Raw genomic sequence first — 26,533 nt, 5'->3', positions numbered from 1 at the left:
ATGACGAGCCCGAACGGAGCGGGTAGCGTCCGGGACGGCGCCTCCCGCTGTGCTGGGCCCGGCTACTTCCCGTCAGAAGAGCTGCCGGTGCCCGTTGGTGATCCCGGGAGGCGCCCTCCATCGCCCACGCCGTCCGCCGCCCACCATCTGGGGTGCGTCCGGGAGCCGGAGTCCGAGCTGTTCCCGCTCGTCGTCATCCCATCCACTCGAACGGGTGTGCAGCTCTCGCCCCCGCCCCGGGGCACCCCGAAGCATGGGGTGCATACGGGCCTCCGGCCGCCGGACGCCGAGCGAGAAGAGAGAACCCCGGTGCGCGAACTCCACAGCCTTCCCAGTCCCTCGGCCACCAGCCGTCGGCGGAGCCGCCGTCCCCTGCTCCGTCCCCGCCGTCGGGCGGCCGCCCTGCTGGCGGCCCTCGCGGCCGCCGGGGTGCTGGCAGCCTGCAGCAGCTCGTCGACCAACCCCTCGGTCGCCGCCTCGGCGCCGACGCCGTCCGAGTCGGCCACCGCCTCCGAGGGCACCGCCTCCCCGTCACCGGCCGGGTCGCCGTCCGTGCTCCCCACGGCCGACGCGTCGGTGGCAGCCTCGTTCGCCGCCTCGGTCTCCGCCCAGGAGGCCCAGACCCAGGCCAAGGCCGCCTCGGTGCTCGCCGATCTGCCCGGCGGCGGCAACGCCCTCGGCTCGGTCACCCTCACCCCGGTGCCGCTGAGTGATTCCGGTGGGCTGCCCGCGGTCGTGGCCACCATCAAGAACCAGGGCATCAACGAGGCCTCCTACGCGGTGCAGGTGGACTTCACCGACACCGACGGAAGGGCCGTGGACAGCGCGGTGGTCGGTGCCGAGCACGTCCCGGTGGGGGAGCAGGCCACCCCGATCGCGTTCAGCCGCACCCCGGCACAGCAACGGCTGCTGCCTGTGGTGGTCAAGGCCGTCCGGTACTGAGTCCGGCTGCCGGTGCATGCGCCCGGCGCCGAATCGGCTTGTCATAGGATCACTTCGTGTGCCGAAGACCGGCACGCCGACCGGCTGCGCGACGTCGTGCGGCCGGGCGGACGGTCAACGCAGCGGGGAGTGGCGATGACAAGGACGAAGAAGCGGATGCTGGCCGGGGCGGCAGCCGCGCTGGGGACGGTGCTGGCGGTCGCCGGGACGGCCTCGGCGCAGCCGGGCACGGCCGCGGTCCAGAGCGGTCCGGGCACGGGGGAGATCCTGCCGCACCCGGGGGAGCAGGGCCTGATCTGGATCCCGGAATGGATCGGCGACGGCGGCGCCGTGTCAGCCTCCGTGAACCCCTCGATGCCCTTCACCGTGACGGTCGGCTGCCAGGGCGGCGGCTCGGTGCAGGTCCACGTCGCCGGCCTGGCCCCGGCCGACTTCGCGGTCCAGTGCCCGGTGGACACCATCGGCGTCGGCTCGGTGGAGATCCCCGCCAGGCCCGGCCGGGACCTGGAGTTCACCGTCACCGCCTCCGACCAGGCGATCCACTGGGGCATGTACGCCACCCAGGCGGACTGACGCCACCGGGGTAGTCCCTGGGCTTGTCCCACCACTCGCGTGCCGTCAGCGCGCGGCGGGAACAGTGAGACGAGCGCTAGCGCCGCACGCTGCGCGGCCCGGTGACCGCTGCGCCCAGCGCGCCGACCCGGGCCCGCAGTTCGCGGTCGGCGGTGACGACCAGGCAGTCCCGGTCAGGCTGATCGGCCCTGGCCGCCCGGACCAGCTCGACGATCAGGTCGTCACCGCTGCCGGTCGCGGCGACCACCCGTACCTCGGGCACCTCGCTCACGCCCCGGGCCGCGCCCTCCACGACCAGCACCACCTCCAGCGGCCCCGGCCGCTCCGGCAGGCCCTGCCCGGCGACGGCGACCAGCTCGTCCCGCAGCCGCTCGGCGGCGCCGCGCCGGTCCCGCCACCACCCGTCGGGCACCGACCCGACCACGTTGGCACCGTCCACCACCAGCAGCGACAGCCCGTCCCGGGCCCCGGCCGCGTCCTTGACTCCCATGGCCGCCAAGCCTGCCACGGCCCGGGCTGCTCCCGCTCCGCCCACCGGGCAGGCCGGGCGGCGGCGGGGCGTCAGGTCAGCGTGATCCGGATGCCGACGGTGCCGCGCTCGCCGCGGCGCAGCCGGCTGCCGAGCAGGGTGAGCACGCCGAGCAGGCCGTACTTCTGCCGCAGCAGGGTGCGGTAGGCGGCGGTGCGCTCGGGGCCGAGGAGTTCGGCGGTGGCCGGGTACTGCTCGCCGGTCGGCCGGCCCTTGACGTCGCACGGGCCGACCAGGACGTCCGCGCGGTTGCGGATCCGCTTGACCTTCCAGGAGTCCGCGACGGTCCAGACGCCGAGCGCCTCGCCGTCGCGGACCACCCACACCGGGGTCGGTACGGCGGTGCCGTCCTTCTTGTAGGTGCTGACGAGCAGGTAGCTCCCGGCGGAGAGGCTGATGATCCGGGCGAGCCGGTCCGGCGAGGCGGGGTCGGGCGTGGTCATGGCCGGAAGTCTAGGGCCCTGGGCCCCGCCCCGATCACCGCTGGCCGGCCGGTCGCGGCCGTGGCCGGGGGCTCAGCGGTGCAGGCGGGTGCGGGCGGTGACGGCCAGGGCGCGGGCCCGGCGGGTCAGCCGGCCGCGCCCGCCGACACCGGTGGAGCCGACGGCGCCGGCGCCCGGGCGGGGGAGCTCGGCCGGCGGCGCGGCGGGGGCCGGGTCGGCGGGTGCGCCGAGGCGGCGGGCGGCGGCGCGCCAGGCGGCCCAGAGCGCGAGTGCGGCGCCGAGGGCCGCGGCCGTCCAGGCGGCCGGGCCGAGGTCGGGTCCGCTGTCCTGGACGGCCTGCGGGTCCACCTTCGCGGTGGGGTCGGAGGCGGACCCGCCGCGCACGGGGGCCGGGCTCGCGGAGGCGGCGGAGGTGTCCTCCACCAGCTGCCCGACCGGCTGGACCTTGCCGGTCGCCGCGAAGCCCCAGTCGAGCAGGTCGGCCGCCTCGTCGTAGACCTTGGCCTGCGCCTCGGGGTGCATCACCGTCACCAGCAGGGTGCGGCCGCCGCGCTGGGCGGCGCCGGTGAAGGTGGCGCCCGCGTTGGTGGTGTAGCCGTTCTTGACGCCGATCAGGCCCGGGTACTTGCCGAGCAGTCGGTCGGTGTTGGCGATGTCGAAGCTGATGCGTTGCCCGGTGAGCTTGTCCAGCCCGCCGGGGAAGCGCGCGGTGCGGGTCGAGCAGTAGGAGCGGAAGTCGGCGTTGCGCAGCCCCGCGCGGGCGAACAGGGTGAGGTCGTAGGCGGAGGAGACCTGGCCGTCCATGTCGTAGCCGTCGGGGGAGACCACCTTGGTGTCGCCGGCCTGTAGCGCCTTGGCGCGGGCCTGCATCTGCGCGACGGTCTGCTGGAGGCCGCCGTTCATGTGCGCGAGGACGTGGACGGCGTCGTTGCCGGAGCTGAGGAAGACGCCGCGCCAGAGGTCCTCGACGCGGTACGGCAGGTTCTCCTTGACGCCGACCAGGCTGCTGCCGACACCGACGTCGGCCAGTTCCGCCGCGGTCACCTGGTGCTCCGTCGCGCGGTCGAACTTGGGCAGCACGGTGTCCGCGAAGAGCATCTTCAGGGTGCTGGCCGGGGCCAGCGGCAGGTGGGCGTTGCGGGCCGCGAGCACCTCGCCGCTGCCGGCGTCGGCGATCAGCCAGGACCGCCCGGTCAACGCGCGCGGGAGCTCGGGCGCCCCGGCCAGCGGCGCGACCTGGACGGCCGATCGGCCGAGCCGCTCCCCGCCGACCGCGCCGGTGGAGTCCTTCCCGAAGGCCGGCGGGGCACCGACGGCCGTCGGATCGCCGTCGGCGGTCGGGACGCCGGCACCGAGCGCCAGGGCGGACACCGCGGCGGCCGCCGCCATCCTGCTGACCTGCTGTGACTTCTGCTGCACACGGCGAACGTACCCGGGCCGCCGCCGGGCCGCCGCGCCTGCTGCTCCGTCCGGCTGGCCGCGCTCCACCTGCGGATCGGTGATCATCCGCCCCGGACGCGCGCCGCCCGCCAGGGCCGCCTCCGGTCGACGAGATGATCGGCTGCGAGCCGGTGACCTCGCCCTCCCGGAGACCTCATCCGGCCTGGTCAGAGGGCATACCGGTAGCGCGTGGCCTCCTGCGGGGCGGGTGGTCGCGGTCCGGGCCGACTACCATGAAAGGGACATTCTTCGGTGCCCGGGCCGCAGTGGTAGGGAGGCCGACATGGCGTTCGGGAATGCTTGTCTCGGAGGCGTGGACGGCGCCCGCTACCTGCCGATCTCCGAGCACGGCCTGATCGGTGACCTCCGTACCGCCGCACTCGTGGGCACCAACGGCACCATCGACTGGTACTGCTGCCCGCGCTTCGACGCACCCAGCGTGTTCGCGTCCATCCTCGACGCCGACCGGGGCGGATCGTTCGAACTGGCCGCCGATGTACCGACCCGCACGCGACAGTTCTACTTCCCCGACACCAACGTGCTGATCACGCGGTTCTTCGCCTCCGACGGTGTGGCGGAGATCCAGGACTTCATGCCGGTCGTCGACGAGTCGCGCGAGGCGGCCCGGCACCGGCTGATCCGACGGGTGATCTGTGTGCGGGGGACGCTCCCGTTCCGGGCACGGATCGCTCCCCGCTTCGGCTACGGGGCCGAACCGCACACCGTGGAGCTGCGGGGCCACGAGGCGCTCTTCCGGTCCCGGTCGATGGCGCTCGCGCTGACGGCCACCGCGACGCTCGAGTGCGACGACCAGGACGTGTGGTCGCACTTCAAGCTCCTCGAAGGCGAGACCGCGGTGTTCGCCCTCGACCAGATCGGCGACGACGTCGTTCCCCGGGCCTGCCCCCGGGCCGAGGCGGAGGAGCAGTTCGAGGCGACGGTCAGGTTCTGGCGGCGCTGGCTGGCCGGCTCGCGCTACCACGGTCGGTGGCGGGAGACGGTGCACCGCTCCGCGCTGGTGTTGAAGCTGCTCACCTATGCGCCGACCGGCGCGATCGTGGCCGCGCCCACGACCAGCCTGCCCGAGCAGATCGGCGGCGAGCGCAACTGGGACTACCGGTACGTGTGGGTCCGCGACGCCGCCTTCTGCATCTACGCCATGCTCCGGCTGGGCTTCACCTCGGAGGCGGAGGCGTTCATGGCCTTCCTCGACGAGCGGGGCATGCAGGGCTCCGGCCAGGGCATCGCCGATACGGGCCCGCTGCAGATCATGTACGGCATCGACGGACGCGACGACCTGCCCGAGTACGAGCTGTCCCACCTGGAGGGATACCTGGGATCCGCTCCGGTGCGGGTGGGGAACGCCGCCACCGGCCAGCTCCAGCTGGACATCTACGGAGCGCTGATCGACTCCGTCTACCTGTACGACAAGTGGGGACAGCCGATCAGCAGCGACCGGTGGGACGAGGTCGGTGCCGTGGTGGACTGGCTCTGCGGTCACTGGGACCAGCCCGACGAAGGCATCTGGGAGACCCGAGGGGGTCGACGGAACTTCCTGTACTCGCGGCTGATGTGCTGGGTGGCGATCGAACGGGCCATCCGGATGGCGAACCGGCGCGGCCTGCCCGCCGACCTCCCCCGCTGGCGGCAGAGCCGTGACGCGATCTACCGACAGATCATGCGGCGCGGCTGGTCGGCCGAGCGGGGAACGTTCGCCCAGGGCCTGGACAGCGACGTACTCGACGCCTCCCTGCTGATGATGCCGATGGCCAAGTTCATCTCGCCCACCGACCCCAAATGGCTCTCGACCCTGGACGCGCTCACCACGGACCTGGTGTCGGACTCGCTGGTCTACCGCTACGACCCGCAGGCCAGCCCGGACGGCCTGCGGGGAACCGAGGGCACCTTCTCGATCTGCTCCTTCTGGTACGTCGAGGCGCTCGCCCGCGCCGGCCGCCTGGAGGAGGCCCAGCTGGCCTTCGAGAAGATGCTCACCTATGCCAACCACCTCGGCCTCTACGCCGAGGAGATCGGCCCGACCGGTGAACAACTGGGCAACTTCCCCCAGGCGTTCACCCACCTCTCGCTGATCAGCGCGGCGTTCAACCTCGACCGGGCGCTCGGCTGACCCGGCGCGGATCGCCGAGGCCATCGCCCACCCGGTCGGCGACTCGGTGACGTCCGCCAAGCCCTAACCAGCGGCAGCGGCGGAGGCCGCCACGCCGTCGAGAAGGACGGCGAGGCCGGTGCGGAAGGCCTCCTGGTCGCGGTCCTGCGGGGTACCGTCGGCGGCGCCCTGCAGTGCGGTCAGCAGGGGGAAGCGCTCGGGGAAGTCCGGTGCCAGTTCGGCGAGTCGGGCGGATCGGGCGGTCCACCAGTCCTCGTCGGCGACGCCGGTCGCGGCGGCCGCGCCGCGCGATTCGGCGGCCACCGCCGCCATGCCGCGGACGAGCTGCCAGAGTGCCGCGACCACGCCGGGCAGCCGCCCCGGGGCGAGGGCGGCCGGCCGCAGGGCGCGCAACAGGCTTTCCATGGCGGCCAGTTCGGCCGGGCCGAGGACCGGGCGGGCCTGGGACACCTGGAGCATCCAGGGGTGGCGCAGGTAGCAGGCGTACAGTTCCCCGGCCCAGGCGGTGACGGCCGATCGCCAGCCGTCCGCGACCGGGGGGGCGGCCGGGAGTTCGGCGAGTGCCCGGTCGTGCATCAGGTCGAGGAGTTCGGCCTTGCCCGGCACGTAGGTGTAGAGGGCCATCGCGGTCCGGCCGAGCCGCTCGCCGACGGCGCGCATCGAGAGCGCGGCCATGCCGTCCGTGTCGGCCACCGCGATGCCGGCGGACACGATCGCGTCCACGCTGAGGCCCGGTTTGGGGCCGCTGCGCCCGGTACGCCCGGTGCCCGGTTCCGGTGTCGCGCCCCAGAGCAGGGACAGGGACCGGTGGGCGTCGCCCTGTCCCGCGTAGACGACCATGCAGCAACTCCTTATGGCGTAAAGTAACCTCGGTCACGGCAACTCTTTATGCCGTAAGGTTATCAACCGAAGGGGTTTCGCGATGACACTGCCCGTCACCTTCGTCGAGGTCGTCGAGGTCCGCCGGATCACGCCGCGCACCGCCCGGGTCACCTTCGAGGCCGGGGCCCTGGCGGACTCCGTGGGCGCGGCGCCCGACCAGCAGGTCAAGCTGTGCTTCCCCCGCCCCGGGCAGGCGGAGCCCGAACTGCCGGCGCAGAGCGACGATCCGATGAGCTGGTACCAGGCGTACCTGGCGATCCCCGAGGCCGCGCGCCCGCTGCTGCGCAGCTTCACCCTCCGCCGCCGTCGGCCCGGCACCCGGCTGGTCGAGATCGACTTCGTCCTGCACGGCGACAGCGGTCCGGCCGCGGCCTGGGCGGACCGCGCCGCGCCCGGGCAGCGGCTCGGCATGGTCGGTCCGTCGGCGCTGTACGCCCCGACGGTCCCGTTCGCCGAGGCCGCCGCCGCTGCCGACTGGGTGCTGCTGGCCGGGGACGAGACGGCGCTGCCGGCGATCGCGACGCTGGTCGCGGCGCTGCCCGCCGGAGTGCGGGCGGTGGCGTTCGTCGAGGTCGCGGACGAGGCCGAGCGGCAGCCGCTGGAGAGCGGTGCCGAGCTGGCCGTGCACTGGCTGCCCCGGTGCGGGCGGGCTCCGGGGGAGGCGCTGGCCGGGGCCGTCCGGGCCGCCGGGCTGCCGGGCGGCACGCCGTTCGCCTGGCTGGCCGGCGAGGCGGGCGCGGTGCGGGCACTGCGCCGGCATCTGGTGGAGGAGCGCGGGGTGCCGAAGCCGTCGATCGACTTCACCGGGTACTGGCGCCACCGGTTGACCCAGGACGACGCGCCCACCCCCGAGGATCTGGCGGACGCCCAGGAGCGTTTCGCGGCCTCCTGATCCCGCCCTTGCGGCTCTGGCGGCCGGGCTTTCCGGCCGCCCTCCCGCGGCCGCCGACTCTGTCATGTCCGGTTTCGGCGCGGGCGTGCGGGGAAGGGTGTGTGGCGGTGTTGACGATGCGTCGCAGGTGGCGGGGGTTCGCCAGTGTCCAGAGTTCGCCACCGATATTTTCCGACCGGGATCGAACGGATCCGACCGGGCCTGGTCAGGGGAAAAGGGGCGGACATGGCCCGATTTCTGCTGTGAATTTTACTTTCTGATGGTCTTTTTTACTTTCTAATGGGGATTTCCCCCCTTGTCGCGGTCGTGTCGGATGCGCTGGAATGCGACCGCTGTCGGGACGCGCGGTCCGGAGCAACCACGCGTCCGACAGGATCCGCGTACGCTGGGCTGCGCAACCTGACGTCTCATCAGACGAAAGGATGTCCATTGATCGGCTGGCGGAAATCCCAGCTAGCAGCTGCCGTCACGGTCACCGCCGCGTCCATGGTCCTGACCTTCGGGTCCAGCGCCAACGCGACTCCGGTCCCCGACTCGCAGAACGCCCCCGTGGCGTCCGCGGACGGGGCGCCGGTGCCGGTGATCGTGATTCTCAAGGACCAGATAGCGGACGCCCCGGCCGACAACGGCCACCTCGGCGCCCGTAAGCAGAAGGCCGCGAACGCCCAGGCGCCGCTGCTGGACAAGGTCAAGGCCAACGGCGGCACCAACATCAAGAGCTTCGTGGTCGGGAACGCGTTCTCGGCCACCGTCAGCCCGGCGCTGCGCGCCGCGCTGCTGGCCGACCCGGCCGTCGCCTCGGTGGTGGCGGACGAGCAGGTCGCCGTCGCGCCGCCGGCCGCCGGCGCGGCCAAGAAGGACGCCGCGGACACCACGGCCGGCGCCAAGGCGCCCAAGGCCGCCGCCGCCCCGCAGGCCGTTTCGGGCAGCAACGGCAGCCAGGGCGCGGAGCAGAACGCCACCAACACGGTCTGCCCGTCCGACCCGTCCCAGCCGCTGCTGGAGCCGGAGGGCCTCTACTCCACGCACGCCGTCGGCGCCGACGGCAAGCCCGGCGCGGCCGACCTGGCCACCGGCAAGGGCGTCAAGGTCGCCTACATCGCGGACGGCCTCGACCCGAACAACCCGGACTTCATCCGGGCCGACGGCTCGCACGCGGTCGTCGACTACCAGGACTTCGCGGGTGACGGCGTGGACGCGCCGACCGGTGGCGCGGAGGCCTTCGGCGACGCCTCGGCGGTCATCGCCCAGGGCCGCCAGGTGTACGACGTCGCGAAGTTCGTCAACCCCTCGCACGCCCTGCCGGCCGGCTGCAACATCCGCATCCGCGGCCTCGCCCCGGACGCCTCGCTGGTCGCCCTGCGGGCCGGCGGCGAGATCATGTCGAACTCGTCGATCCTGCAGTCCATCGACTACGCGGTCTCGGTCGCGAAGGTCGACGTGCTGAACGAGTCCTTCGGTGGCAACGTCACCCCGGACAGCGGCGCGCACGACACCATCTCGCTCTTCAACGACCAGGCCGTCAAGGCCGGTGTCACCGTCTCCGTCTCCTCCGGTGACGCGGGCATCAGCGGCACCATCGGCACCCCGGCCACCGACCCGAACGTGATCGCGGTCGGTGCCTCCACGGACAACCAGAACTACCAGCAGACCGGTTACGCGGCCGCCCAGTTCTCCAACAAGACCTGGAGCAACAACCGCATCTCCGCGCTCTCCTCAGGCGGCTTCACCCAGGCCGGCCGCACGGTCGACCTGGTCGCGCCGGGCGAGTCGGACTGGGCGCTCTGCTCGCCCGACACCAGCAAGTACACCGACTGCACGGGCTTCAGCGGCCAGGGTTCGCCGATCCAGTCGTTCGGCGGCACCAGCCAGGCCGCGCCGTTCGTCACCGGCGCCGCGGCCCTGGTCATCCAGGCCTACCGCGACACCCACCACGGCCAGTCGCCCGCCCCGGCGCTGGTGAAGAAGTTCATCACCGGCACCGCCCAGGACCTCGGCGTGCCGGCCGAGGAGCAGGGCGCCGGTCTGCTGAACGTCCGCGCGGCCGTCGAGGCCGCGCGCGGCTACCAGGGCGGCTCCGGCTCGTCCGACAGCAAGACCGTCGTCGTCACCTCCGGTCAGGTCGACATCGCCGGCACCCCCGGCTCGACCCACACCGCCGACGTGACCGTCACCAACACGAGTGGCGCCACCCAGACGGTCAGCGGTGCGACCCGCACCTTCGTCCCGCAGGCGAGCAACCAGCAGACCGTCCAGCTGGACACGGCCTCGACCGACACCTTCAAGTACGCCACCAACGGCGCCACCTGGGTGCAGAAGCAGGTCAAGTTCACCGTCCCGGCCGGCGCCGACCGCCTCGCGGCGTCGATCGCCTGGCAGGGTGCGGCCAGCCCGGTCGCCAACGGCCCGGTGGTCCGCATGACGCTGCTCGACCCGTCGGGCCGCTTCGAGACCAACACCCGTCCGCAGGGCGGCGCCACCTCGGCGAACTTCGGCCTGGTGGACGTCCCGCACCCGGTGGCCGGCGAGTGGACCGCCATCCTGTACACCCCGGCGGGCAAGGCCGGCTACAACGGCCCGGTCCAGCTGGGCACCGCCACCCAGCGCGCGGTGCCGGCCGGCGCCGTCAGCCCGACCGTCGCGGACCTGAAGCCGGGTGAGACCAAGACCCTGAAGGTCCAGCTCACCACCCCGGCGACCAGCGGCGACTCCAGCGAGTCGATCACCGTGGCCGGCTCCAACGGCACCACCACCAGCGTCCCGGTCGTGCTGCGCAGCCTCGTCCCGGTCAACCAGGGCACCGGCACCTTCACCGGCACCATCACCGGTGGCAACGGCCGCGGCTCCTCGCCGACGCAGAGCTTCGCGTACGCCTTCGACGTCCCGAAGGGCCAGAAGGACCTGCGCGTCGGTCTCACCGTCGCCAAGGACTCGAAGCTGCTCATGCAGGGCGCGCTGATCAGCCCGAACGGCACCCCGATCGACATCGAGGGCAACGGCCTGCTCGACGCGCAGGGCAACCTGACCGGCACCACCGGGGGCGTCTCGGCCACCACCGTCAACCCGGCCGCCGGCCGCTGGCGGTTCGTCCTGAACGTGCTCGGCCCGGTCAGCGGCCAGGAGCTCGCCCAGGACTTCACCGGCACCGTCGCGTTCAACCAGAACCGCGCCACCGCCGCCGGCCTGCCGAACGACGCGCGCACCAAGCTGGCGGCCGGCAAGCCGGTCACCGTCCAGGTGAACTACACCAACAACACCGTCGCCCCGCAGAACATCTCGGCCGACGGTCGCCTGGACCGCCGGGCGGACCTCCCGCTGGTGCCGCAGGGCGCCTCCGCGACGGTCAGCCTGCCGCTGAGCCTCACCTCCGCGGTGCCGTCCTTCCTCGTCCCGCCGGGCACCGACCAGCTGAAGGCGGTGGCGGCCTCCTCGACGCCGGCCCACCTGGAGCTGTCCGGCACCACCGGCTCGCCGGACCTCTTCGGTGACCTGAAGAAGGCCCAGGACGGTTCGACCATCTCGGTCGTGACCGACACCGGCAGCCAGGCCCAGCCGATCCTCCCCGGCGTGTGGGGCACCTTCCTGCAGCAGATCGGTCCGTTCGGCACCGCCGGGGCCCCGACCGGCACCGCCACCATCACGGCGACCGCACACACCCAGGCGTTCGACCCGGCGCTGGCCTCCAGCACCGGTGACCCGTACGCCCGCGCGGTCGACGCCACGGCCCCGGCCGCCAACCCGGTGACCGTCCAGCCGGGTGCCAGCGGCTCGCTGCAGGTGACCGTCACCCCGACCGGCCCGAAGGGCAGCACCGTCCACGGTGTGCTGTACCTGGTGTCCGGCCCCACCTCGCTGGCGACCGCCAACAACGTCCTGAGCACCACCGGTTCGGTGCTCGCGGCGATCCCGTACAGCTACACGGTGAACTGACGCACCGCCATGAGTCCGAGGCCGTCCCGGAGTTCCGGGGCGGCCTCGGCCGCGTTGCGTGCGGGGCGGGGAATGCCCGGGGCTCCGGGGGTGTTGGGGCGGGCAGAACCGGGGCGGCCGACGCCCCGGACCTTCGGAGCGGACCGGGAGCGGGAGTTGAACGACGCGATCAAGCACAGCCACGTCGAGGTGAACGGCGTACGGCTGCACCTGGCGGAACAGGGCGAGGGCCCCCTGGTCCTGCTGCTGCACGGCTTCCCGGAGAGCTGGTACTCCTGGCGGCACCAGTTCGGCCCCCTCGCGGAGGCCGGTTACCGGGTCGTCGCCCCCGACCAGCGCGGGTACGCCCGCAGCGAGCAGCCCGAGTCCGTGGACGCGTACAGCCTGCTGCACCTGGTCGGCGACGTGACGGCGCTGATCGGCGCGCTCGGCGAGGAGCGGGCCGTCGTGGTCGGGCACGACTGGGGCGCCCCGGTCGCCTGGGCCGCCGCCACGCTGCGGCCGGACCTGGTACGCGGCGTCGCCGGGTTGAGCGTCCCGCCGGTGGGCGTGAACGGGCTGCGGCCGACGAGCGAGTCCCGGGAGAGGTTCGGCGAGGGCTTCTACCAGATCTACTTCCAGCAGCCCGGCCGGGCCGACGCCGAGCTGGCGGCCGACATCAAGTCGAGCTTCCGCCGGATCCTCGGGGGCACCCACCCCGACGGCAAGCCACGGGCGTGGGTCGTGCCCGAGGGCAAGACCCTGCTGGACACCGTCCCGGAGCCGGAGCGGCTGCCGGACTGGCTCACCGAGGCGGACATCGACGCCTTCGCGGCCGACTACGCCCGGCACGGCGAGCACGCCTTCACCGGCGGGCTCAACTGGTACCGCAACATCGACCGCAACGCCGAACTGCTGACCGCCTTCGACGGCCTGACGGTGCAGGTCCCGGCGCTGTACGTGGCCGGAGAGCTGGACCTGGTGAACGCGCTCGTCCCGCCGGACGTGCTGGCGCACCTGCTGGGCCGGGTGCCCCGGCTGCACCGCCATGTCCGGCTGCCGGAGACCGGGCACTGGACGCAGCAGGAGCGCCCGGCCGAGGTGAACGAGGCGCTGCTGGACTTCCTGAAGCACCTGGACGACCAGGCGGCCTGAGCAGCCGGCCGACGGGCCGGTCCGGATCCGACGGGGGTCGGACGGGCCCGTCGAGGTCCGTGGTCAGCGGTGGTGGTGGCTGCCCATGGGGTGGTCACACGCGCGGCACTTCCGGATGAACAGCAGGCTCACCCCGACGGTGACGAGTGCTCCCACCGTCACCCCGGTACCCCGCGCCGCCTTGCGGGCCGCGTTGCCGCCGATCGAGCCGGTGCATCGCGAGCAGTTCTGACATCCGGTCCGGACCGGGATCTTCTTCCCCACGGCGGTTCCTCCCAAGCGCGATCCCGGCCAACGGCCGGGAAGGGGCGGGTCCAGGATGCTGGATGCCGGCGGCGCGTGGTGCGGACCGCGCGGTTTCGGCTGGTTCCGGCCGGTGTCCGGCAGACCGGGCGCCCCCTGATGTCCTCCCAGCGTACGAAGGCGCCCGGGGCGGAGCCGAATCGGGGCGGGTTCAGGGATTCCGTCCGTCGGCACGTCGTGTTCCATCGGCCGGCCCGCGCTCGCCGGAGGTGCCGCGCCGGAGGCGTTTCACCCCGGGCGGCCCGACGCCCGGACGATCTGTCGGCTATGTGGGGATACCGTCGCCGAGCCGTGAATTCCCACTGGCCGAAGAGGTCGTGGACCCCCTAAGGTCGGCGAGCCTGCCCCAGTCGGGGCCTCGGCGTGACCAGCGCGGATGTCCGGGCGCGCGGCAAATCCAGGAGTTGACGATCTGATGGTGTGTGTGGCGTGCGGGGCGCGTCCCGTGGGGACCGAGAGCGGGCGCTGCTTCGGCTGCGCGGAGGCGACTCCGGGCTGGCTGGCGGCATACCGCTCGGCGAACGGCCGCGCGGTGGCGGCCTTCGTCCTGCTGGGGCTGAGCGCCGCGGTGTCGGCATGGGTGGTCGTGATCGACCTCTGGAGCGACACGATCCTCGGTCGGCTTCTGGACGGGGCGGGCGACGTCGGCGCCGACGAGGTCGCCTCGCTGCACACTCTGGCGACCGGGGTGAACACGTTCTCGATCGTGGTGATGCTGGCCACCGCCGTGGTGTTCATCCTCTGGTTCCACCGTGTCCGCGGGAACGCCGATCTGCTGGTGCCGAACGGGCACCGCCTCGGGCGCGGCTGGACCATCGGCTCCTGGTTCACCCCGATCGTCCTGCTGTGGTTCCCCTGGCAGTTGATGGTGGACTGCTGGCAGGCGAGCGCCCCACTCGACGCCGACGGACGGCGGCGCACGCTGTCGCAGCGGGTTCTGGTCCTGTGGTGGTCCACCTGGATCGGCTCGCTCCTGGTCGGCCGGTACGCCGACTCCGTCCTGAAGTCCGCGTACGCAGCGGTGGACGGCAACCTGGAGGAACTGCGCAGTGCGGTTCGGGTGGAGGCGGCCGGGGCGGCGCTGCGGCTGGTGGCGGCCGTGGCGGCGATCGTGGTGGTGCACCGGCTGACGGCCATGCAGCAGGCGCGCCGGGCCGACGTCAACCCGATCGCCGTCAGGGCCGCCCAGCTGGCGGCCGAGCGGAGCCGGGCCCCCCTCGCCGCGGTGGCGCCCGCCGCCGCGCCGGCGTCCCCCGAGGTGCCGCGTGATGCCGCACCTCAGGGACAGCCTCCGGCCTGACGACGCCCCGGCCCGGCCGAGGGCGGAGCCGTCGGCCGGGCAGCCGGTCGCGGAACCGGATCCGGTTGCTCCGCAGGCCGGTTGGCGAGCGATCACCCGGTACCGCGGGTCACGCCGTGCGGCCCTCGCGGGGGTCGAGGAGCTCGGCGACGAGGCGGCGTGCGTAGGCGGGGGAGAGGCCTGCCGGGCGGAAGAGGATGCGGTACATCAGGGGGGCGACGACGCCGTCCATGACCGTCTCGACGGCGGGGGTGTTCTCCTGGCGGTCGATCGCGCGGGTGAGGACGGCGTCGATCTGTTCGGCCGCGTAGGCCGAGCACTGGCCGGCGTTGCCGCCGTCCGGGTCGCCGAGCAGGGCGTCGCGGATGTAGGCGCGGCCCGAGGGGGACGCCATCTCGTCGAGGAACTGTTCGGCCCAGGCCGTCAGGTCGGACCTCAGGTCGCCGTGGTCCTCCGGCGCCGTGTCGGGGCGCAGGCGCTCCACCGCGACGTCCGACAGCAGCTCCTGCAGGTCGCCCCAGCGGCGGTAGACGGTCGACGGGGTGACTCCTGCGCGGTGGGCGACGAGCGGCACCGTCAGTGCGTCGCGGCCCACCTCGGCCAGGAGTTCGCGGACGGCGGTGTGCACCGACGCCTGGACCCGGGCGCTGCGGCCGCCGGGGCGCACCATCGGTTTGCGGCTCATGGAATCATCTTAAAACATATTCCTTGCGTTTAGACCGCCCACCATGTGCCGGTCGGTCTTAGTGGGCGGCGGCCGGCGCGAGTGCCCGGGCGGGCTGGGTCTGCTCGTAGGCGTGGCCGACCCGTAGCAGTGTGCGTTCCCCGAGTGGGCGGCCGAGCAGTTGCATGCCGATCGGCAGGCCCGCCGTGTCGTGGCCGACCGGGACGGACAGGGCGGGCACCCCGGTGATGTTGGCGGGGGCGGAAAGGCGTACGAGGGCGTCGGAGACGCTCTCGGCCGTGCCGTCGGGCCAGCTGACCGTCTCCTCGCCGGCCCTCACCGCGGTGATCGGGACGGTCGGGGCGGCGATCACGTCGACCTCCGCCAGCATGCGGCCCCACTCGCTCCGCATCAGCGTCCGGGAGCGCTGGGCGCGCAGGTAGTCGCCGGCGGTCATCAGCTCGCCGGCCTCCAGGAGGACGCGCACGTCCGCCTGGTACAGCTCGGGGGCCGTCCGCAGGTCGGCCTCGTGGTAGGCGCTGGCCTCCGGCGCCACCAGGCCCCACAGGGTGGCCTGGATGTAGCGGGTCATCGGGATGTCGACCTCGACGAGCCGTGCGCCGAGCGCCTCCAGCTGCCCGATGGCGCGCCGGACGGCGGCCTCCACCTGGGCGTCGACGTGGTCGAAGTAGTAGGTGCGCGGCACGCCGACGCGCAGCCCCGTCAGATCCGGGTCCGCGCCGGGCCGGTGGTCGACGGCGGGGGTGGCCAGCGAGGCGGGGTCGCGCGGGTCGTGCCCGGCGAGGGCGTTCAGGACGACGGCCGCGTCCTCGACGGTGCGGGTGATCGGACCGACGTGGTCCAGCGACCAGGACAGGGACGTGACGCCGTGGCGGGGGACCAGGCCGTAGGTCGGCTTGAGGCCGACGACCCCGTTGAGCGCGGCGGGTACGCGGATCGAGCCTCCGGTGTCGGTGCCCAGGGCGAAGGTCGCCGTGCCCGAGGCGACGGCGACGGCGGATCCGCCGCTGGAGCCGCCGGCGACCCGACCGCGGTCCCAGGCGTTGCCGGTCTGCGGGGTGGTCAGGCCGTAGGCGAACTCGTGGGTGTGCGTCTTGCCGACCAGGACCGCGCCGGCCGCCGTCAGGCGCGCGGCGACCGTGCTGTCGGCCCGTGCGCGGTGGTTGGCGCGGACCCGGGAGCTGGCCGTGGTGGGGAGCCCGGCGACGTCGATCAGGTCCTTGAGCCCGGCCGGGACGCCGTGCAGCGGCCCCCGGTCCCGGCCCTGCGCTGCTTCGCGCTCGGCCTCGCGCGCGGCCCGTCGGGCCTGCTCCGCGGTGACCGTGACGTAGGCGCCGAGCTGCGGTTCGACCTGCTCGATGCGGTCGAGGACCGAGTCCACCAGCTCGACGGGGGAGAGCCGCCGGGCCCGGATCGCCTCCGCGGCGGCGGCGAGGGAGAGCTCATACGGTCGCATCGTGCTGCTCCTCTCCGGCGCGGTAGAAGCCGGCGGGCGGGGTGTCCCCGAAGTCGAGCTCCCGAAGGAGGGCGACGACGGAGTGGAGGTGGTTGGCGGTGGCCGCGACCGCGGTGTGGCGGTCGGCGGGCAGCGGGAGTCCGGCGCGGGCGGCCCAGCGGGCGGCCTCGGGCGGTGTCAGGTCAGCGGGGGGCATGGGGGATCTCTCCTGGTCGGGGCCTGGTCGGGGCTGGAGCGAGATGGCCCTCGCTCCAAAAGCTAATGGTTTGCTTTAGGTGGACTGTAGGTTCTACCGTGGCTTAACGCAAATGCCTTGCGTTTGCGGGGTGGGCTCGCGCGTCCAGCGGGATGTGTCGACCTGCCCGCGCCCCGCAGGCAACCGCCTGCGCCGCCGAGAGCGGCCGCCGAGAGCAAAGGAACGACGGATCATGCAGACTTCCCCCGCCGCCCCCATTCCCTCCTGGGCCGTGGGCGACGTCGTCGTCCACCGGGTCGACGAGGCCCTCCTGCCGCCCGCGACCGGACGGTGGCTGCTGCCCGACGCCACCCCCGAGGTGGTGGCCGGCCAGGACTGGCTGCGCCCCCACTTCACCGACCACGACAGCGCCCTGCGCCTCGCCAGCCACAGCTTCGCGTTCGTCGTGGACGGCCTGCGGGTCCTGGTCGACACCGGCATCGGCAACGGCAAGGAGCGGGCCAACCCGGCCTGGCACAACCTGAGGACCGACTTCCTGGAGCGCCTCACCGCCGGCGGCTTCCCGCCGGACTCCGTCGACCTGGTGATCCTCACCCACCTGCACGCCGACCACGTCGGCTGGAACACGCGGGAGGTGAACGGCGAGTGGATCCCCACCTTCGGCAACGCCCGCTACCTCACCGCCCGTGCCGAGCGGGAGTTCTGGGCCGGGTACGCCATGGACGAGGCGCGTGCGCAGATGTTCCGCGACTCCGTCATCCCGGTCGAGCGGGCGGGACTGCTGGACGCCGTCGACGTCCCGGCCGGGGGCGTCGCGATAGCCCCTGGTCTGCGCCTGGTCCCCACGCCCGGCCACACCCCCGGCCACGTCGCCGTCGAACTGACCAGCCGGGGTGAGGTGGCGCTGATCACCGGAGACTGCATCCACCACCCGGTCCAGCTCGCCCACCCTGCGATCGGCGCCTGCGTCGACATCGACCCAAGGCGGTCCGAGGCCTCCCGTCGCGCGCTGCTCGCCTCCGTCGCCGACACGGACACCCTCGTCCTCGGCACCCACTTCGCGCCGCCCACCGCCGGCCGCGTGGTCACGCACGGGGGCGCCTACCGGCTACGGCCCGTGCCCGCGGTCTGACCGCCGCGCGGCCGACTTCTCCGGACTTGCGAGTCCGTTTCTTCGGTCCCGGTCCACTGTGCCGATGCGGCCACGGCGGGCGGGTGTTCGGTGCGGGCCGCCCGACCCCGCCCTTCGATGGGCCCGGGCGGGCGGTGTCCGCCACGACCGCGCCAAAACCGGCCGCGCACCCCCGGAATGCCGCCATGCGCCCGTGAATCCCGGCGCACTCGCCCAAACGCCACCGTCGAACCACGTGACCGGCGTCACAAAACATCGCTCCGCCCTCGAACCGCTTGCGACAGTCATGGTCTAGACCTATAAGTGGTCATGGCAGGTGCGCCCCAAAAGCGCGCCGGCGCACGCCTGTTGTGCGACCGGCGCAGCCGCGGCGTCGACGTCTGCGCAGCAGATCCGTTCCGGGGTGGGGGGTGGAGTGATAGGCGCCGAGCAGTTGCGCCGGCAGCGGAGGCTCTTCCTCGCCGTCGGGATCGACACGGTCGGCGCCGGTGTCTTCATGCCCCTGTCGCTGCTGTTCTTCGTCACCGTCCAGCACTTCTCGGCGGCGGCCGCAGGTACCGCCGTGACGGCGGGATCGATCGCCTCCTTCGCCGTCGTGCCGGTCTGCGGCAGGATCGTCCAGGCCGCCGGGCCGAAATCCTGCCTCCTCATCAGCAACGTGTTCACCGCGTGCGGATACGCCCTGTACTTCGCGGCCGGAGACCTGTTCGTCGTGGCGGCCGCCGCCTTCGTCGTCATGGTCGCCGACCGCCTCTACGGAGCCGCCTGGCCGACGCTGCTCGCGCGGCTCGCGGAACCGGGGGAGCTCACCCAGTGGTTCTCCTCGATCAGCGCCCTCAGGACGACCTGCCTCGGCGCCGGCACCCTGGGGGCGACCGCGCTGATGGCCCTGGCCGGCGGGCGCGGCCTGGAGATCGCGCTGGCCCTGAACAGTGCGAGCTCCCTGCTCTCCGCCTTCCTCCTCCTCGGGGTCACGGCACCGGCATCCGGACCGCAGGACGCGAGGGCGGCGAGGTCCAGCATCCGAGGCGCGATCGGCGACCGGCTCTTCCTGTCGCTGGTCGTGTCGCAGACGCTCCTGTCGGCGGCCTGGCTGATTCCGACGGTGGCCTTCCCCGTCTACCTGGTCCAGTCCCTCGACCAGCCCGCCTACTGGCCGACCGCCGTGGTCGCCGTCCGCTACGCCACCATCGCCTGCCTGCAGATGCGGGTCAGCCGCCGTCTGGCCGGCTGGACCCGGTCGCAGGTCCTGCGCCTCTCGATCGGCGTGGTGGCCGGGGCCATCGCCCTGACCGCGACGATCTCCGGGGCCCCGCACGCCCTGCAAGGGCCGCTCGCCGTCCTGGTGGCGGCGGTCCTGGCCCTGGCGGAACTCGCGTCGAAACCGACCGCCGCCGCGGAGGCGGTGACGATGGCCCCCACCGGCGACGAAGGACCGTACATGTCCCTGTTCCAGGTGACCTGGACCGTGTCCTACGCCGTCGGGCCCGCCGTCATCGGCCTGGGCCTGCACAACCCCCCGCAGCTGTGGGCCGGTCTGGGCCTCTGCGTGGCCGCCAGCGCCCTGGCCCACCGCCTCAGGGCCCCGCTCCGACGCCCCCGCAGCGCGCCCCTCATGTGAGTGCCGCCGGGCCGGCCCGGCGGTCAGTCCGGGGCGGGCGGAAGCCAGCGCAGTGCGAACCAGAGCTCCATCCGGACGTCCGCGTCGCCGAGGTCGAGCTCCAGCAACTCGCCGACCCGGGCGATGCGTTGGCGCACGGTGTTGCGGTGGAGCTGGAGCGCCGCGGCGGTGCGGTCCCAGCTGCCGTGCAGGGCGAGCCAGGTGCGCAGGGTCTCCCGGAGCACCGCCGGGCCGGGGGTGCCGGCGGCGGAGAGCGGAGCGAGGCGGGTGCGGGCGAGGGCCGTGGCGTCCTCGGCGTCGACCAGGGTGTGGACGCTCGGCCCGACGGCCTCGCGGTGGTGGACGGCGGCGGCGCCGGTGCCGAGCGCGTGGCGCAGGGCGCGGTCGGCCTGGGCGTCTGCGGTCCTCAGGCCGGCCGTGGCGACGGGCGCGCTGACGCCGAGCGTCCAGCCGAGCCGGGTGACGGGTTCGGCGTCCACGACCCGGCCCGGAGCCGCCGGGCCGGGTAGCAGCGCCCGCAGCCGGGTTCCGTCCAGGTCCAGGTACGGCGTGCCGAGCGCGGTGCCGAGGGCGGCGAGCTGGACGGCCTCCCCGCCGCCGCCCGCCCGGCCGGTCAGCCGGCCGTGCACGACCAGCCAGGTCCCGTCCGCCGGCAGCAGGGTGGCCGCTGCCTCGTCCGGCGTGGCGCCGAGCAGCAACCGGACGAGTGCGCCCGAACTGCGGGCGTCCGCGCCGAGCGCGTGCCGCGGGCTGGTGAGCAGCGAGAGCAGCACGACCGCGACCCCGGCCACGGACCGGTGGACGGCCGTGGGCGGCTCCTGGGCGGCGGTGACGAGTGCGAGCGGGCCGCCGGGGCCGTCCGAGCCGGGCAGGGTTCGTACGGTCAGGTGCCGCCCGGCGTGGTGCTGGGCGGCCGCGGTGGGCGGCTGGGCACGGCCGGCGGCGCGCGTGGTGGTCCGGGCTGCGAGGGCGCGCAGTTCGGCCGGCACCGGCGCGGGCGGGCGCGGTCCGGCGCTGAACAGTTCGGCGCCGCGCCCGTCCAGCAGCGCCGTCCAGCCGCCCAGGTGCACGGCGAGCTGCTGGACGACGGCGCGCAGCGCGTCCGGGCGGGCGGCGGCGGAGGCGAGCGCGGACTGGGCCTCGGAGATCTGCCGGAGGTTGCGGTGGGCGGCCTCGGCCATCGCCGAGTAGGCCGCCCGGCCGACGGCCACGAACGGGGTGCCGTCGGGCACCCGCAGCAGGGGCAGGGCGTGCCGTTCGCAGGCGGCGACCAGGTCGGGCGGCACCTCCTCGTAGACCGGTGCGACGCCGAAGCCGAGCGCGGCGGCGCCCGCCTCGACCACGCAGCGGACGTAGGCGTCGATGCCCTCCGGGCTCTCCGGGAGGCGGACGCCGGCGGTGAGCAGCAGTTCCCCGCCGAGCAGGTAGGGCCCGGGGTTCTCGACCTCGGTGGTGCCGACGGTGCCGATCAGCCGGGCGTCGACCGGTCCGGCGATCTGGCGCAGCCCGAGAACGGGATCGGCGAGCAGTGCGGCCAGCGGGACGCCGGGGCCGCCGGGGGAAGGGGACGGGTTCGACACACCGGCCGCCTTTCGTCAGAGGTTTTGCACACCGGTCACCACCATATTGGACGAAACCGATACTTCTGCAGGCCAGACGGGGCGGTTAGGTTCGGCGCACGGCACTCCCCCTCGGGCACCCCCGGCCCCGGCCGTTCGCTCCCCGCCTTCCCTGCCTGCCCCGCTTCCCCCCGCTCCCCCCACCCACAGCCCTGGCCCCGGCCGCTCCCCCCGGAGCGTCCGGCCGGATCGGAGGACCCCCCATGACCCTCGACTACGTCGTGATGATCGGCTACCTGTTGGGCATCGTCGGCGTCGGCTGGTGGGGCAAGCGGCGCGCCTCCTCGAAGGCCGACTTCCTGGTCGCCGGCCGCCGTCTCGGCCCGCTGATGTACACCGGCACGATGGCCGCCGTCGTGCTCGGCGGCGCCTCCACCATCGGCGGGGTGCGGCTCGGCTACACCTACGGCCTCTCGGGCGCCTGGATGGTGTTCGCGATCGGCCTCGGCCTGCTGGCGCTGAGCATCCTCTTCTCCGCCCGGATCGCCCGGCTGCGTGTGTACACCGTGGCCGAAATGCTGTCGCTGCGCTACGGCGGGGCGGCGAGCGTGATCTCCGGCGTGGTGATGTGGATCTACACCCTGATGCTCGCGGTGACCTCGACGATCGCCTACGCCAGCGTCTTCGACGTGCTGTTCGACGTTCCCCGGTGGGCGGCCGTGGTGATCGGCGGCACCATCGTGGTCGGCTACTCGGCGCTCGGCGGCATGTGGTCGATCACCCTCACCGACATGGTGCAGTTCGTGGTGAAGAGCATCGGGGTGCTGTTCCTGCTGCTGCCGATCGCGCTGGTGAAGGCCGGCGGCTTCGCCCGGCTCAAGGCCGAACTGCCGTCCGGCTACTTCTCGTTCGGCTCGATCGGCGGCGACACCATCTTCACCTACGTGCTGATCTACACCTTCGGCATGCTGATCGGCCAGGACATCTGGCAGCGGGTGTTCACCGCCCGCACCGACCGGGTGGCCGCCTACGGCGGCACGGTGGCCGGCGCGTACTGCCTGGTCTACGCGATCGCCGGCGCGGTGATCGGGATGGCGACCAAGGCGCTCTACCCGCACCTGGCCAGCGCCGACAGCGCGTTCGCGACCATCGTCAAGAGCACCCTGCCGGCCGGGGTGCGCGGCCTGGTGCTGGCGGCGGCGCTGTCGGCGATGATGTCGACCGCGAGCGGCGCGCTGATCGCCTCCGCCACGGTGGCCAACAACGACATCTGGGCCCGGGTCCGCACGCTCCTCGGGCGGGGCGGGCCCGGTGCCCCGGCCGCGGACCATGACGAGGTGCGGTCCAACCGGCTGGCGATCGTGGCCCTCGGCGTGGTGTCGATCGGCGTCGCCTGTGCGCTGGACGACGTGATCTCGGCGCTCACCCTCGCGTACAACCTGCTGGTCGGCGGCCTGCTGGTGCCGATCCTCGGCGGGCTGGTCTGGCGGCGGGGCAACCTGCCCGGCGCGCTCGCCGCGATGATCGCCGGCGGCGGCACGGTGATCGTGCTGATGGCCGTCAAGGGTGTCCTGGCCAACGAGCCGATCTACTTCGGCCTCGCGGTGAGCCTCGTGGTCTACCTGGTCGTCAGCCTGGCCACCCGCCCGACCGACGCCACCGTGCTGGAGCGCTGGCGCGGCCGGCTCGCCGGGCAGACCGAGACCCCGGCCGCGCCCGCCGCCACCGTCCCGGCCACCGCCGCGGTCTGAGAGGAAACCCATGGCCCTGCCCGCCGCACCCGCCACCTGCGCCGCGCCGCCGGCGGCCCCGCCCGCCCGAGCCGAGGCCCGGCTGCGCCGCGAACTCGCCGCCGTCTACCGGCTGGTCGCCCACTTCCGGATGACCGACCTGATCTTCACCCACATCTCGGTCCGGGTCCCCGGCCCCGAGCAGCACTTCCTGATCAACCCGTACGGCCTGCTGTTCGAGGAGATCACCGCCTCCGGACTGGTCAAGATCGACCTGGCCGGGAACCCGGTGGAGCCGACCCCGTACCCGGTCAACCCGGCCGGTTTCGTGATCCACAGCGCCGTCCACGCGGCCCGCCCGGACGCCCACTGCGTGCTGCACACCCACACCCGGGCCGGCTGCGCGGTCGCCGCCCAGCGGGACGGGCTGCTGCCGCTCAACCAGATCTCGATGGAATTCCACGACCGGGTCGGCTACCACGACTACGAGGGCGTCGCGCTCAACCTGGCCGAGCAGGAGCGGCTGGTCGCCGACCTCGGCGGGCACCCGGCACTGATCCTGCGCAACCACGGCCTGCTGACCGTCGGCCGCACGCCCGGAGAGGCCTTCCTGCGGATGTACTACCTGGACAAGGCCTGCGAGATCCAGATCGCCGCCCAAGCCGGCGGCGGCCCACTCGTGCTGCCCTCCCGCGAGACCGCCGAGCTCACCGCCCGCCAGCTCACCGGCCAGGACCACGGCTCCGACCTCCAGGACGACCAGGCCGCCGAACTGGCCTGGGCCGCCCTGCTGCGCCTGGCCGACCGGATCGCCCCCGACCACGCGGACTGACCCCGTCGGCCCGACGGACCGACCGCCCTCCGCCCTCCGCCCTCCGACCTCCCGACCGACCAGCTCCAGGAGTCCCCATGAGCACCGCCCCCACCCCCCACCGCCCCCTCGGTCCCACCGACTCCTCCCGCGTGCCGCGCTACGCCGGGCCCGCCACCTTCGCCCGGCTCCCGCGGATCGACCAGGTGCCGCGTGCGGACGTCGCGGTGGTCGGCGTGCCCTTCGACACCGGCGTCTCCTACCGACCCGGCGCCCGCTTCGGCGGCAACGCGATCCGCGAGGCCAGCCGGCTGCTGCGTCCGTACAACCCGGCCCAGGACGCCTCGCCGTTCGCGCTCGCCCAGGTCGCCGACGCGGGGGACATCGCCGCCAACCCGTTCAACATCCCCGAGGCGGTCGACACCGTCGAGGCCGCCGCCGGCGAGCTGCTGGACACCGGCGCCCGGCTGATGACCCTCGGCGGCGACCACACCATCGCGCTGCCGCTGCTGCGCGCCGTCGCCCGCCGGCACGGGCCGGTCGCGCTGCTGCACTTCGACGCCCATCTGGACACCTGGGACACCTACTTCGGCGCCGAGTACACGCACGGCACGCCGTTCCGCCGGGCCGTCGAGGAGGGGCTCCTGGACACCTCCGCGCTCTCCCACGTCGGCACCCGCGGGCCGCTCTACGGCAAGCAGGACCTCACCGACGACGAGAAGCTCGGCTTCGGCATCGTCACCTCCGCCGACGTCATGCGGCGCGGCGTGGACGAGGTCGCCCAGCAACTGCGCGAGCGGATCGGCGACCGGCCGTTGTACATCTCCATCGACATCGACGTGCTCGACCCGGCGCACGCCCCCGGCACCGGCACCCCGGAGGCCGGCGGACTCACCTCGCGCGAGCTGCTGGAGATCCTGCGCGGCCTGAGCGACTGCCGGCTGGTCTCCGCCGACGTGGTCGAGGTCGCGCCCGCGTACGACCATGCCGAGATCACCGCCGTGGCCGCCTCGCACACCGCTTACGAGCTGACCACGCTGATGTCACGTCAGATCGCCGCTGCCCGTTCCGAGTCCGGCCCCCAGGCCACCGCGGACGGCCACGCCGGCACCCGCGCCGAGGTCCGCGACGCCGCCGGTGAGGTGCGCGCATGACCCACGTCCGCAACGGCGGCGACCTGGTGGTCGAGTCGCTCGCCACGCTCGGCGCCCGGTGCGTCTTCGGCCTGCCCGGCCAGCACGCGCTCGGCCTGTTCGACGCGCTGCGCCGCTCCGCCCTGCGCTACGTCGGGCTGCGGGTGGAGAACAACGCCGGCTTCGCCGCCGACGGCTACGCCCGTACCGCCGGGACGGTCGCCCCGCTGTTCCTGTCCACCGGGCCCGGCGCGCTCACCTCGCTGGCCGCGCTCCAGGAGGCCGCCGCCGCCTCGGTGCCGGTGCTCGCGGTCTCCAGCCAGATCCCCTCGGCCGGGCTGGGCGGGCGGCGGCGCGGCTACCTGCACGAACTCGTCGACCAGCAGGCCAGTTTCCGGGACGTGGTGAAGTCCGTGCACACCGCGCGCACCGCCGCGCAGATCCCCTCCGCGCTGGCCGCCGCCTGGGAGTCGGCGCTCAGTGCGCCGTACGGGCCGGTGTGGGTGGAGATCCCGCAGGACGTCCTGCTCGCGCCGGTCACCGTGCCGCCGGTCACCGGGCTGCGCGCCGAACCCCGGCCGCCGGTTCCCCGCCCGGAGCTGATCGCCGAGGCGGCGGTGCTGCTCGCCGAGGCCGAGCGCCCGGTGATCCTGGCCGGCGGCGGCGTGGTCCGAGCCGGAGCCAGTGGCGAACTGCTGCGGTTGGCCGAGTTGTTGCGCGCCCCGGTGGCCTGCACCTTCGGCGCCAAGGGGGCCTTCCCGTGGGAGCACCCGCTGTCCCTGCGGTCCTGGCTGGAGGACCGCCACACCACCGACCTGCTGGAGGACGCCGACGTCCTGCTCGTCGTCGGCTCCGGCCTGGGCGAACTGTCCAGCAACTACCACACCCTGGCGCCGCGCGGCCGGATCGTCCAGATCGAGGCCGACGCGGGCAAGCTGGAGGCCAACCACCCGGCCTTCGGCATCCACGCCGACGCCCGGCTGGCCCTGTCCGCCCTCGCCGACTCGGTACCCGCCGCCGCGCCGGACGGTCGGGCCGAAGCGGTGGCCGCCGAACTGCTCAAGCGGGTGCGGGAACGGATCGACGGCCAGGGGCTGGAGCTCGAACAAGGCCTGTTGGAATCCGTTCGCCGTGCGCTGCCGGACGACTCGCCGGTCTTCTTCGACATGACGATCCTCGGCTACTGGGCCTGGTCCGCCTTCGATGCCCGCCACCCGGGGGCGATGCACTCAGCCCAGGGCGCCGGCGGACTCGGGTACGGCTACCCCGCCGCGCTCGGCGCCGCCGTGGCCACGGACGGCCGCCCGGTGCTCGCCGTCTCCGGCGACGGCGGCGCGATGTACTCGCTCGCCGAGCTCGCCAGCGCCCGCCAACTCGGGCTCGACGTGACCTGGTTGATCGTGGACGACGGCGGCTACGGCATCCTGCGGGAGTACATGACGGACACCTTCGGCGAGGCCACCGGCACCGAGCTGGCCCGCCCGGATTTCGTCCGCCTGGCCGAGGCCTTCGGGGTCCCGGCCGCCCTGACCACGCCCGACGACCTCGCCGACGACCTGGCCGCCGCGCTCGCCGCACCGGGCCCCAACGTGCTGGTCCTGCCCGCCGTGCTGCGGATGTTCGCCCCCACGCACCTGGACGTCTGACCTGCGGCGCCAACGGTGTTCACCCTTTCAGGTGAACGCCGTTGGCCTTTGCCTGCGGGGGCCGATCG

22 protein-coding genes are annotated in these 26,533 nt (G+C 73.7%); 13 read left to right on the top strand and 9 right to left on the bottom strand.

From position 1 onward, the window contains the following. Positions 1–309 precede the first annotated feature (309 nt). Complete coding sequence (locus tag ACIO5E_RS22935; protein WP_400670745.1) at positions 310–942, top strand: hypothetical protein; 633 nt, start codon at positions 310–312, stop codon at positions 940–942. 135 nt (positions 943–1,077) lie between these two features. Then, positions 1,078–1,515 carry a hypothetical protein gene (locus ACIO5E_RS22930; RefSeq protein WP_400670744.1) on the top strand — a complete coding sequence of 146 codons (438 nt, stop codon included), beginning with the start codon at positions 1,078–1,080 and terminating at the stop codon, positions 1,513–1,515. Positions 1,516–1,591: 76 nt separating this feature from the next. On the opposite strand, the gene ACIO5E_RS22925 is transcribed toward ACIO5E_RS22930, so the two are convergent. The 3 genes from ACIO5E_RS22925 to ACIO5E_RS22915 all read right to left on the bottom strand — a co-directional run bounded on the left by ACIO5E_RS22925 (position 1,592) and on the right by ACIO5E_RS22915 (position 3,906). Beyond that, on the bottom strand, positions 1,592–2,005 hold the full coding sequence (locus ACIO5E_RS22925) for an NTP pyrophosphohydrolase (protein WP_400670742.1): 414 nt from the start codon (positions 2,003–2,005) through the stop codon (positions 1,592–1,594). 71 nt (positions 2,006–2,076) lie between these two features. Continuing rightward, complete coding sequence (locus ACIO5E_RS22920) at positions 2,077–2,487, bottom strand: PPOX class F420-dependent oxidoreductase (protein ID WP_400670740.1); 411 nt, start codon at positions 2,485–2,487, stop codon at positions 2,077–2,079. 72 nt (positions 2,488–2,559) lie between these two features. Beyond that, positions 2,560–3,906 carry a D-alanyl-D-alanine carboxypeptidase family protein gene (locus ACIO5E_RS22915; RefSeq protein WP_400670737.1) on the bottom strand — a complete coding sequence of 449 codons (1,347 nt, stop codon included), beginning with the start codon at positions 3,904–3,906 and terminating at the stop codon, positions 2,560–2,562. A gap of 304 nt (positions 3,907–4,210) precedes the next feature. On the opposite strand from ACIO5E_RS22915, the gene ACIO5E_RS22910 reads away from it, so the two are divergent. Then, entirely contained in the window at positions 4,211–6,055 is a 1,845-nt protein-coding gene (locus ACIO5E_RS22910; RefSeq protein ID WP_400670735.1) for a glycoside hydrolase family 15 protein, read from the top strand. A 63-nt stretch (positions 6,056–6,118) separates the two neighbouring features. Here the strand turns inward: ACIO5E_RS22910 and ACIO5E_RS22905 are convergent, their stop codons facing one another. Then, a complete protein-coding gene (locus ACIO5E_RS22905; protein ID WP_400670732.1) occupies positions 6,119–6,895 on the bottom strand; it encodes a TetR/AcrR family transcriptional regulator in 777 nt (258 codons plus the stop codon). 82 nt (positions 6,896–6,977) lie between these two features. On the opposite strand from ACIO5E_RS22905, the gene ACIO5E_RS22900 reads away from it, so the two are divergent. The 3 genes from ACIO5E_RS22900 to ACIO5E_RS22890 all read left to right on the top strand — a co-directional run bounded on the left by ACIO5E_RS22900 (position 6,978) and on the right by ACIO5E_RS22890 (position 12,893). Continuing rightward, positions 6,978–7,829: a siderophore-interacting protein gene (locus ACIO5E_RS22900; RefSeq protein WP_400670729.1), complete on the top strand. Its 852-nt coding sequence runs from the start codon at positions 6,978–6,980 to the stop codon at positions 7,827–7,829. A gap of 429 nt (positions 7,830–8,258) precedes the next feature. Next, complete coding sequence (locus ACIO5E_RS22895) at positions 8,259–11,759, top strand: S8 family serine peptidase (protein ID WP_400670726.1); 3,501 nt, start codon at positions 8,259–8,261, stop codon at positions 11,757–11,759. 156 nt (positions 11,760–11,915) lie between these two features. Continuing rightward, complete coding sequence (locus ACIO5E_RS22890) at positions 11,916–12,893, top strand: alpha/beta fold hydrolase (RefSeq protein ID WP_400670724.1); 978 nt, start codon at positions 11,916–11,918, stop codon at positions 12,891–12,893. Between the two features lie 63 nt (positions 12,894–12,956). Here ACIO5E_RS22890 and ACIO5E_RS22885 read toward each other — a convergent pair whose 3' ends face one another. Further along, positions 12,957–13,157 carry a hypothetical protein gene (locus tag ACIO5E_RS22885; protein WP_400670721.1) on the bottom strand — a complete coding sequence of 67 codons (201 nt, stop codon included), beginning with the start codon at positions 13,155–13,157 and terminating at the stop codon, positions 12,957–12,959. 484 nt (positions 13,158–13,641) lie between these two features. Between ACIO5E_RS22885 and ACIO5E_RS22880 the strand changes: the two genes are divergently transcribed. Then, positions 13,642–14,496 carry a DUF4328 domain-containing protein gene (locus ACIO5E_RS22880; RefSeq protein WP_400670718.1) on the top strand — a complete coding sequence of 285 codons (855 nt, stop codon included), beginning with the start codon at positions 13,642–13,644 and terminating at the stop codon, positions 14,494–14,496. A gap of 109 nt (positions 14,497–14,605) precedes the next feature. Here the strand turns inward: ACIO5E_RS22880 and ACIO5E_RS22875 are convergent, their stop codons facing one another. From ACIO5E_RS22875 to ACIO5E_RS22865, 3 genes are read right to left on the bottom strand one after another with little or no spacing between them, the layout of a single operon-like run. Then, positions 14,606–15,181 (bottom strand): TetR/AcrR family transcriptional regulator, encoded by a 576-nt coding sequence (locus ACIO5E_RS22875; protein WP_400670716.1) that lies wholly within the window; start codon positions 15,179–15,181, stop codon positions 14,606–14,608. A 58-nt stretch (positions 15,182–15,239) separates the two neighbouring features. Continuing rightward, positions 15,240–16,637 carry an amidase gene (locus ACIO5E_RS22870; protein ID WP_400670713.1) on the bottom strand — a complete coding sequence of 466 codons (1,398 nt, stop codon included), beginning with the start codon at positions 16,635–16,637 and terminating at the stop codon, positions 15,240–15,242. Further along, a complete protein-coding gene (locus ACIO5E_RS22865) occupies positions 16,624–16,833 on the bottom strand; it encodes a hypothetical protein (protein ID WP_400670710.1) in 210 nt (69 codons plus the stop codon). Before ACIO5E_RS22865 ends, ACIO5E_RS22870 begins: the two co-directional genes overlap by 14 nt. Positions 16,834–17,065: 232 nt before the next feature. Here ACIO5E_RS22865 and ACIO5E_RS22860 point away from each other — a divergent pair, with 232 nt between their 5' ends. Together ACIO5E_RS22860 and ACIO5E_RS22855 are read left to right on the top strand one after the other, a co-directional pair. Next, the gene (locus tag ACIO5E_RS22860) at positions 17,066–17,965 is read left to right on the top strand and encodes an MBL fold metallo-hydrolase (protein ID WP_400670708.1); all 900 of its coding nucleotides are present in this window, start codon (positions 17,066–17,068) and stop codon (positions 17,963–17,965) included. A gap of 415 nt (positions 17,966–18,380) precedes the next feature. Further along, positions 18,381–19,586, top strand: a complete 1,206-nt coding sequence (locus ACIO5E_RS22855; protein WP_400670706.1) for an MFS transporter — start codon at positions 18,381–18,383, stop codon at positions 19,584–19,586. Between the two features lie 23 nt (positions 19,587–19,609). On the opposite strand, the gene ACIO5E_RS22850 is transcribed toward ACIO5E_RS22855, so the two are convergent. Then, entirely contained in the window at positions 19,610–21,166 is a 1,557-nt protein-coding gene (locus ACIO5E_RS22850; protein ID WP_400670704.1) for a PucR family transcriptional regulator, read from the bottom strand. Positions 21,167–21,408: 242 nt separating this feature from the next. On the opposite strand from ACIO5E_RS22850, the gene ACIO5E_RS22845 reads away from it, so the two are divergent. The 4 genes from ACIO5E_RS22845 (at position 21,409) to ACIO5E_RS22830 (ending at position 26,465) form a co-directional block, all read left to right on the top strand. After that, positions 21,409–22,896, top strand: a complete 1,488-nt coding sequence (locus ACIO5E_RS22845) for a sodium:solute symporter (RefSeq protein WP_400670702.1) — start codon at positions 21,409–21,411, stop codon at positions 22,894–22,896. Between the two features lie 10 nt (positions 22,897–22,906). Further along, positions 22,907–23,707, top strand: a complete 801-nt coding sequence (locus tag ACIO5E_RS22840; RefSeq protein ID WP_400670700.1) for a class II aldolase/adducin family protein — start codon at positions 22,907–22,909, stop codon at positions 23,705–23,707. Positions 23,708–23,784: 77 nt separating this feature from the next. Beyond that, positions 23,785–24,840: an agmatinase gene (gene speB / locus ACIO5E_RS22835; protein ID WP_400670697.1), complete on the top strand. Its 1,056-nt coding sequence runs from the start codon at positions 23,785–23,787 to the stop codon at positions 24,838–24,840. Then, on the top strand, positions 24,837–26,465 hold the full coding sequence (locus tag ACIO5E_RS22830) for a thiamine pyrophosphate-binding protein (RefSeq protein WP_400670696.1): 1,629 nt from the start codon (positions 24,837–24,839) through the stop codon (positions 26,463–26,465). The genes speB and ACIO5E_RS22830 overlap by 4 nt, the downstream gene beginning before the upstream one ends. The last annotated feature ends 68 nt before the right edge of the window (positions 26,466–26,533 follow it).

Origin of the sequence: Kitasatospora sp. NPDC087314, assembly GCF_044744365.1 — a bacterium.
In the GTDB taxonomy this organism is placed as follows: Bacteria; Actinomycetota; Actinomycetes; order Streptomycetales; family Streptomycetaceae; genus Kitasatospora.
Note: the sequence above shows the minus strand (reverse complement) of the source record. Positions and strands in the feature narration are given on the sequence as shown.

Coding starts and splice junctions, on each gene's coding strand:
- ACIO5E_RS22845 (WP_400670702.1), top strand. CDS start 21,409: ATGACCCTCGACTACGTCGTGATGATCGGCTACCTGTTGGGCATCGTC.
- ACIO5E_RS22860 (WP_400670708.1), top strand. CDS start 17,066: ATGCAGACTTCCCCCGCCGCCCCCATTCCCTCCTGGGCCGTGGGCGAC.
- ACIO5E_RS22830 (WP_400670696.1), top strand. CDS start 24,837: ATGACCCACGTCCGCAACGGCGGCGACCTGGTGGTCGAGTCGCTCGCC.
- ACIO5E_RS22910 (WP_400670735.1), top strand. CDS start 4,211: ATGGCGTTCGGGAATGCTTGTCTCGGAGGCGTGGACGGCGCCCGCTAC.
- ACIO5E_RS22840 (WP_400670700.1), top strand. CDS start 22,907: ATGGCCCTGCCCGCCGCACCCGCCACCTGCGCCGCGCCGCCGGCGGCC.
- ACIO5E_RS22905 (WP_400670732.1), bottom strand. CDS start 6,895: ATGGTCGTCTACGCGGGACAGGGCGACGCCCACCGGTCCCTGTCCCTG.
- ACIO5E_RS22865 (WP_400670710.1), bottom strand. CDS start 16,833: ATGCCCCCCGCTGACCTGACACCGCCCGAGGCCGCCCGCTGGGCCGCC.
- ACIO5E_RS22875 (WP_400670716.1), bottom strand. CDS start 15,181: ATGAGCCGCAAACCGATGGTGCGCCCCGGCGGCCGCAGCGCCCGGGTC.
- ACIO5E_RS22870 (WP_400670713.1), bottom strand. CDS start 16,637: ATGCGACCGTATGAGCTCTCCCTCGCCGCCGCCGCGGAGGCGATCCGG.
- speB (WP_400670697.1), top strand. CDS start 23,785: ATGAGCACCGCCCCCACCCCCCACCGCCCCCTCGGTCCCACCGACTCC.
- ACIO5E_RS22930 (WP_400670744.1), top strand. CDS start 1,078: ATGACAAGGACGAAGAAGCGGATGCTGGCCGGGGCGGCAGCCGCGCTG.
- ACIO5E_RS22900 (WP_400670729.1), top strand. CDS start 6,978: ATGACACTGCCCGTCACCTTCGTCGAGGTCGTCGAGGTCCGCCGGATC.
- ACIO5E_RS22925 (WP_400670742.1), bottom strand. CDS start 2,005: ATGGGAGTCAAGGACGCGGCCGGGGCCCGGGACGGGCTGTCGCTGCTG.
- ACIO5E_RS22920 (WP_400670740.1), bottom strand. CDS start 2,487: ATGACCACGCCCGACCCCGCCTCGCCGGACCGGCTCGCCCGGATCATC.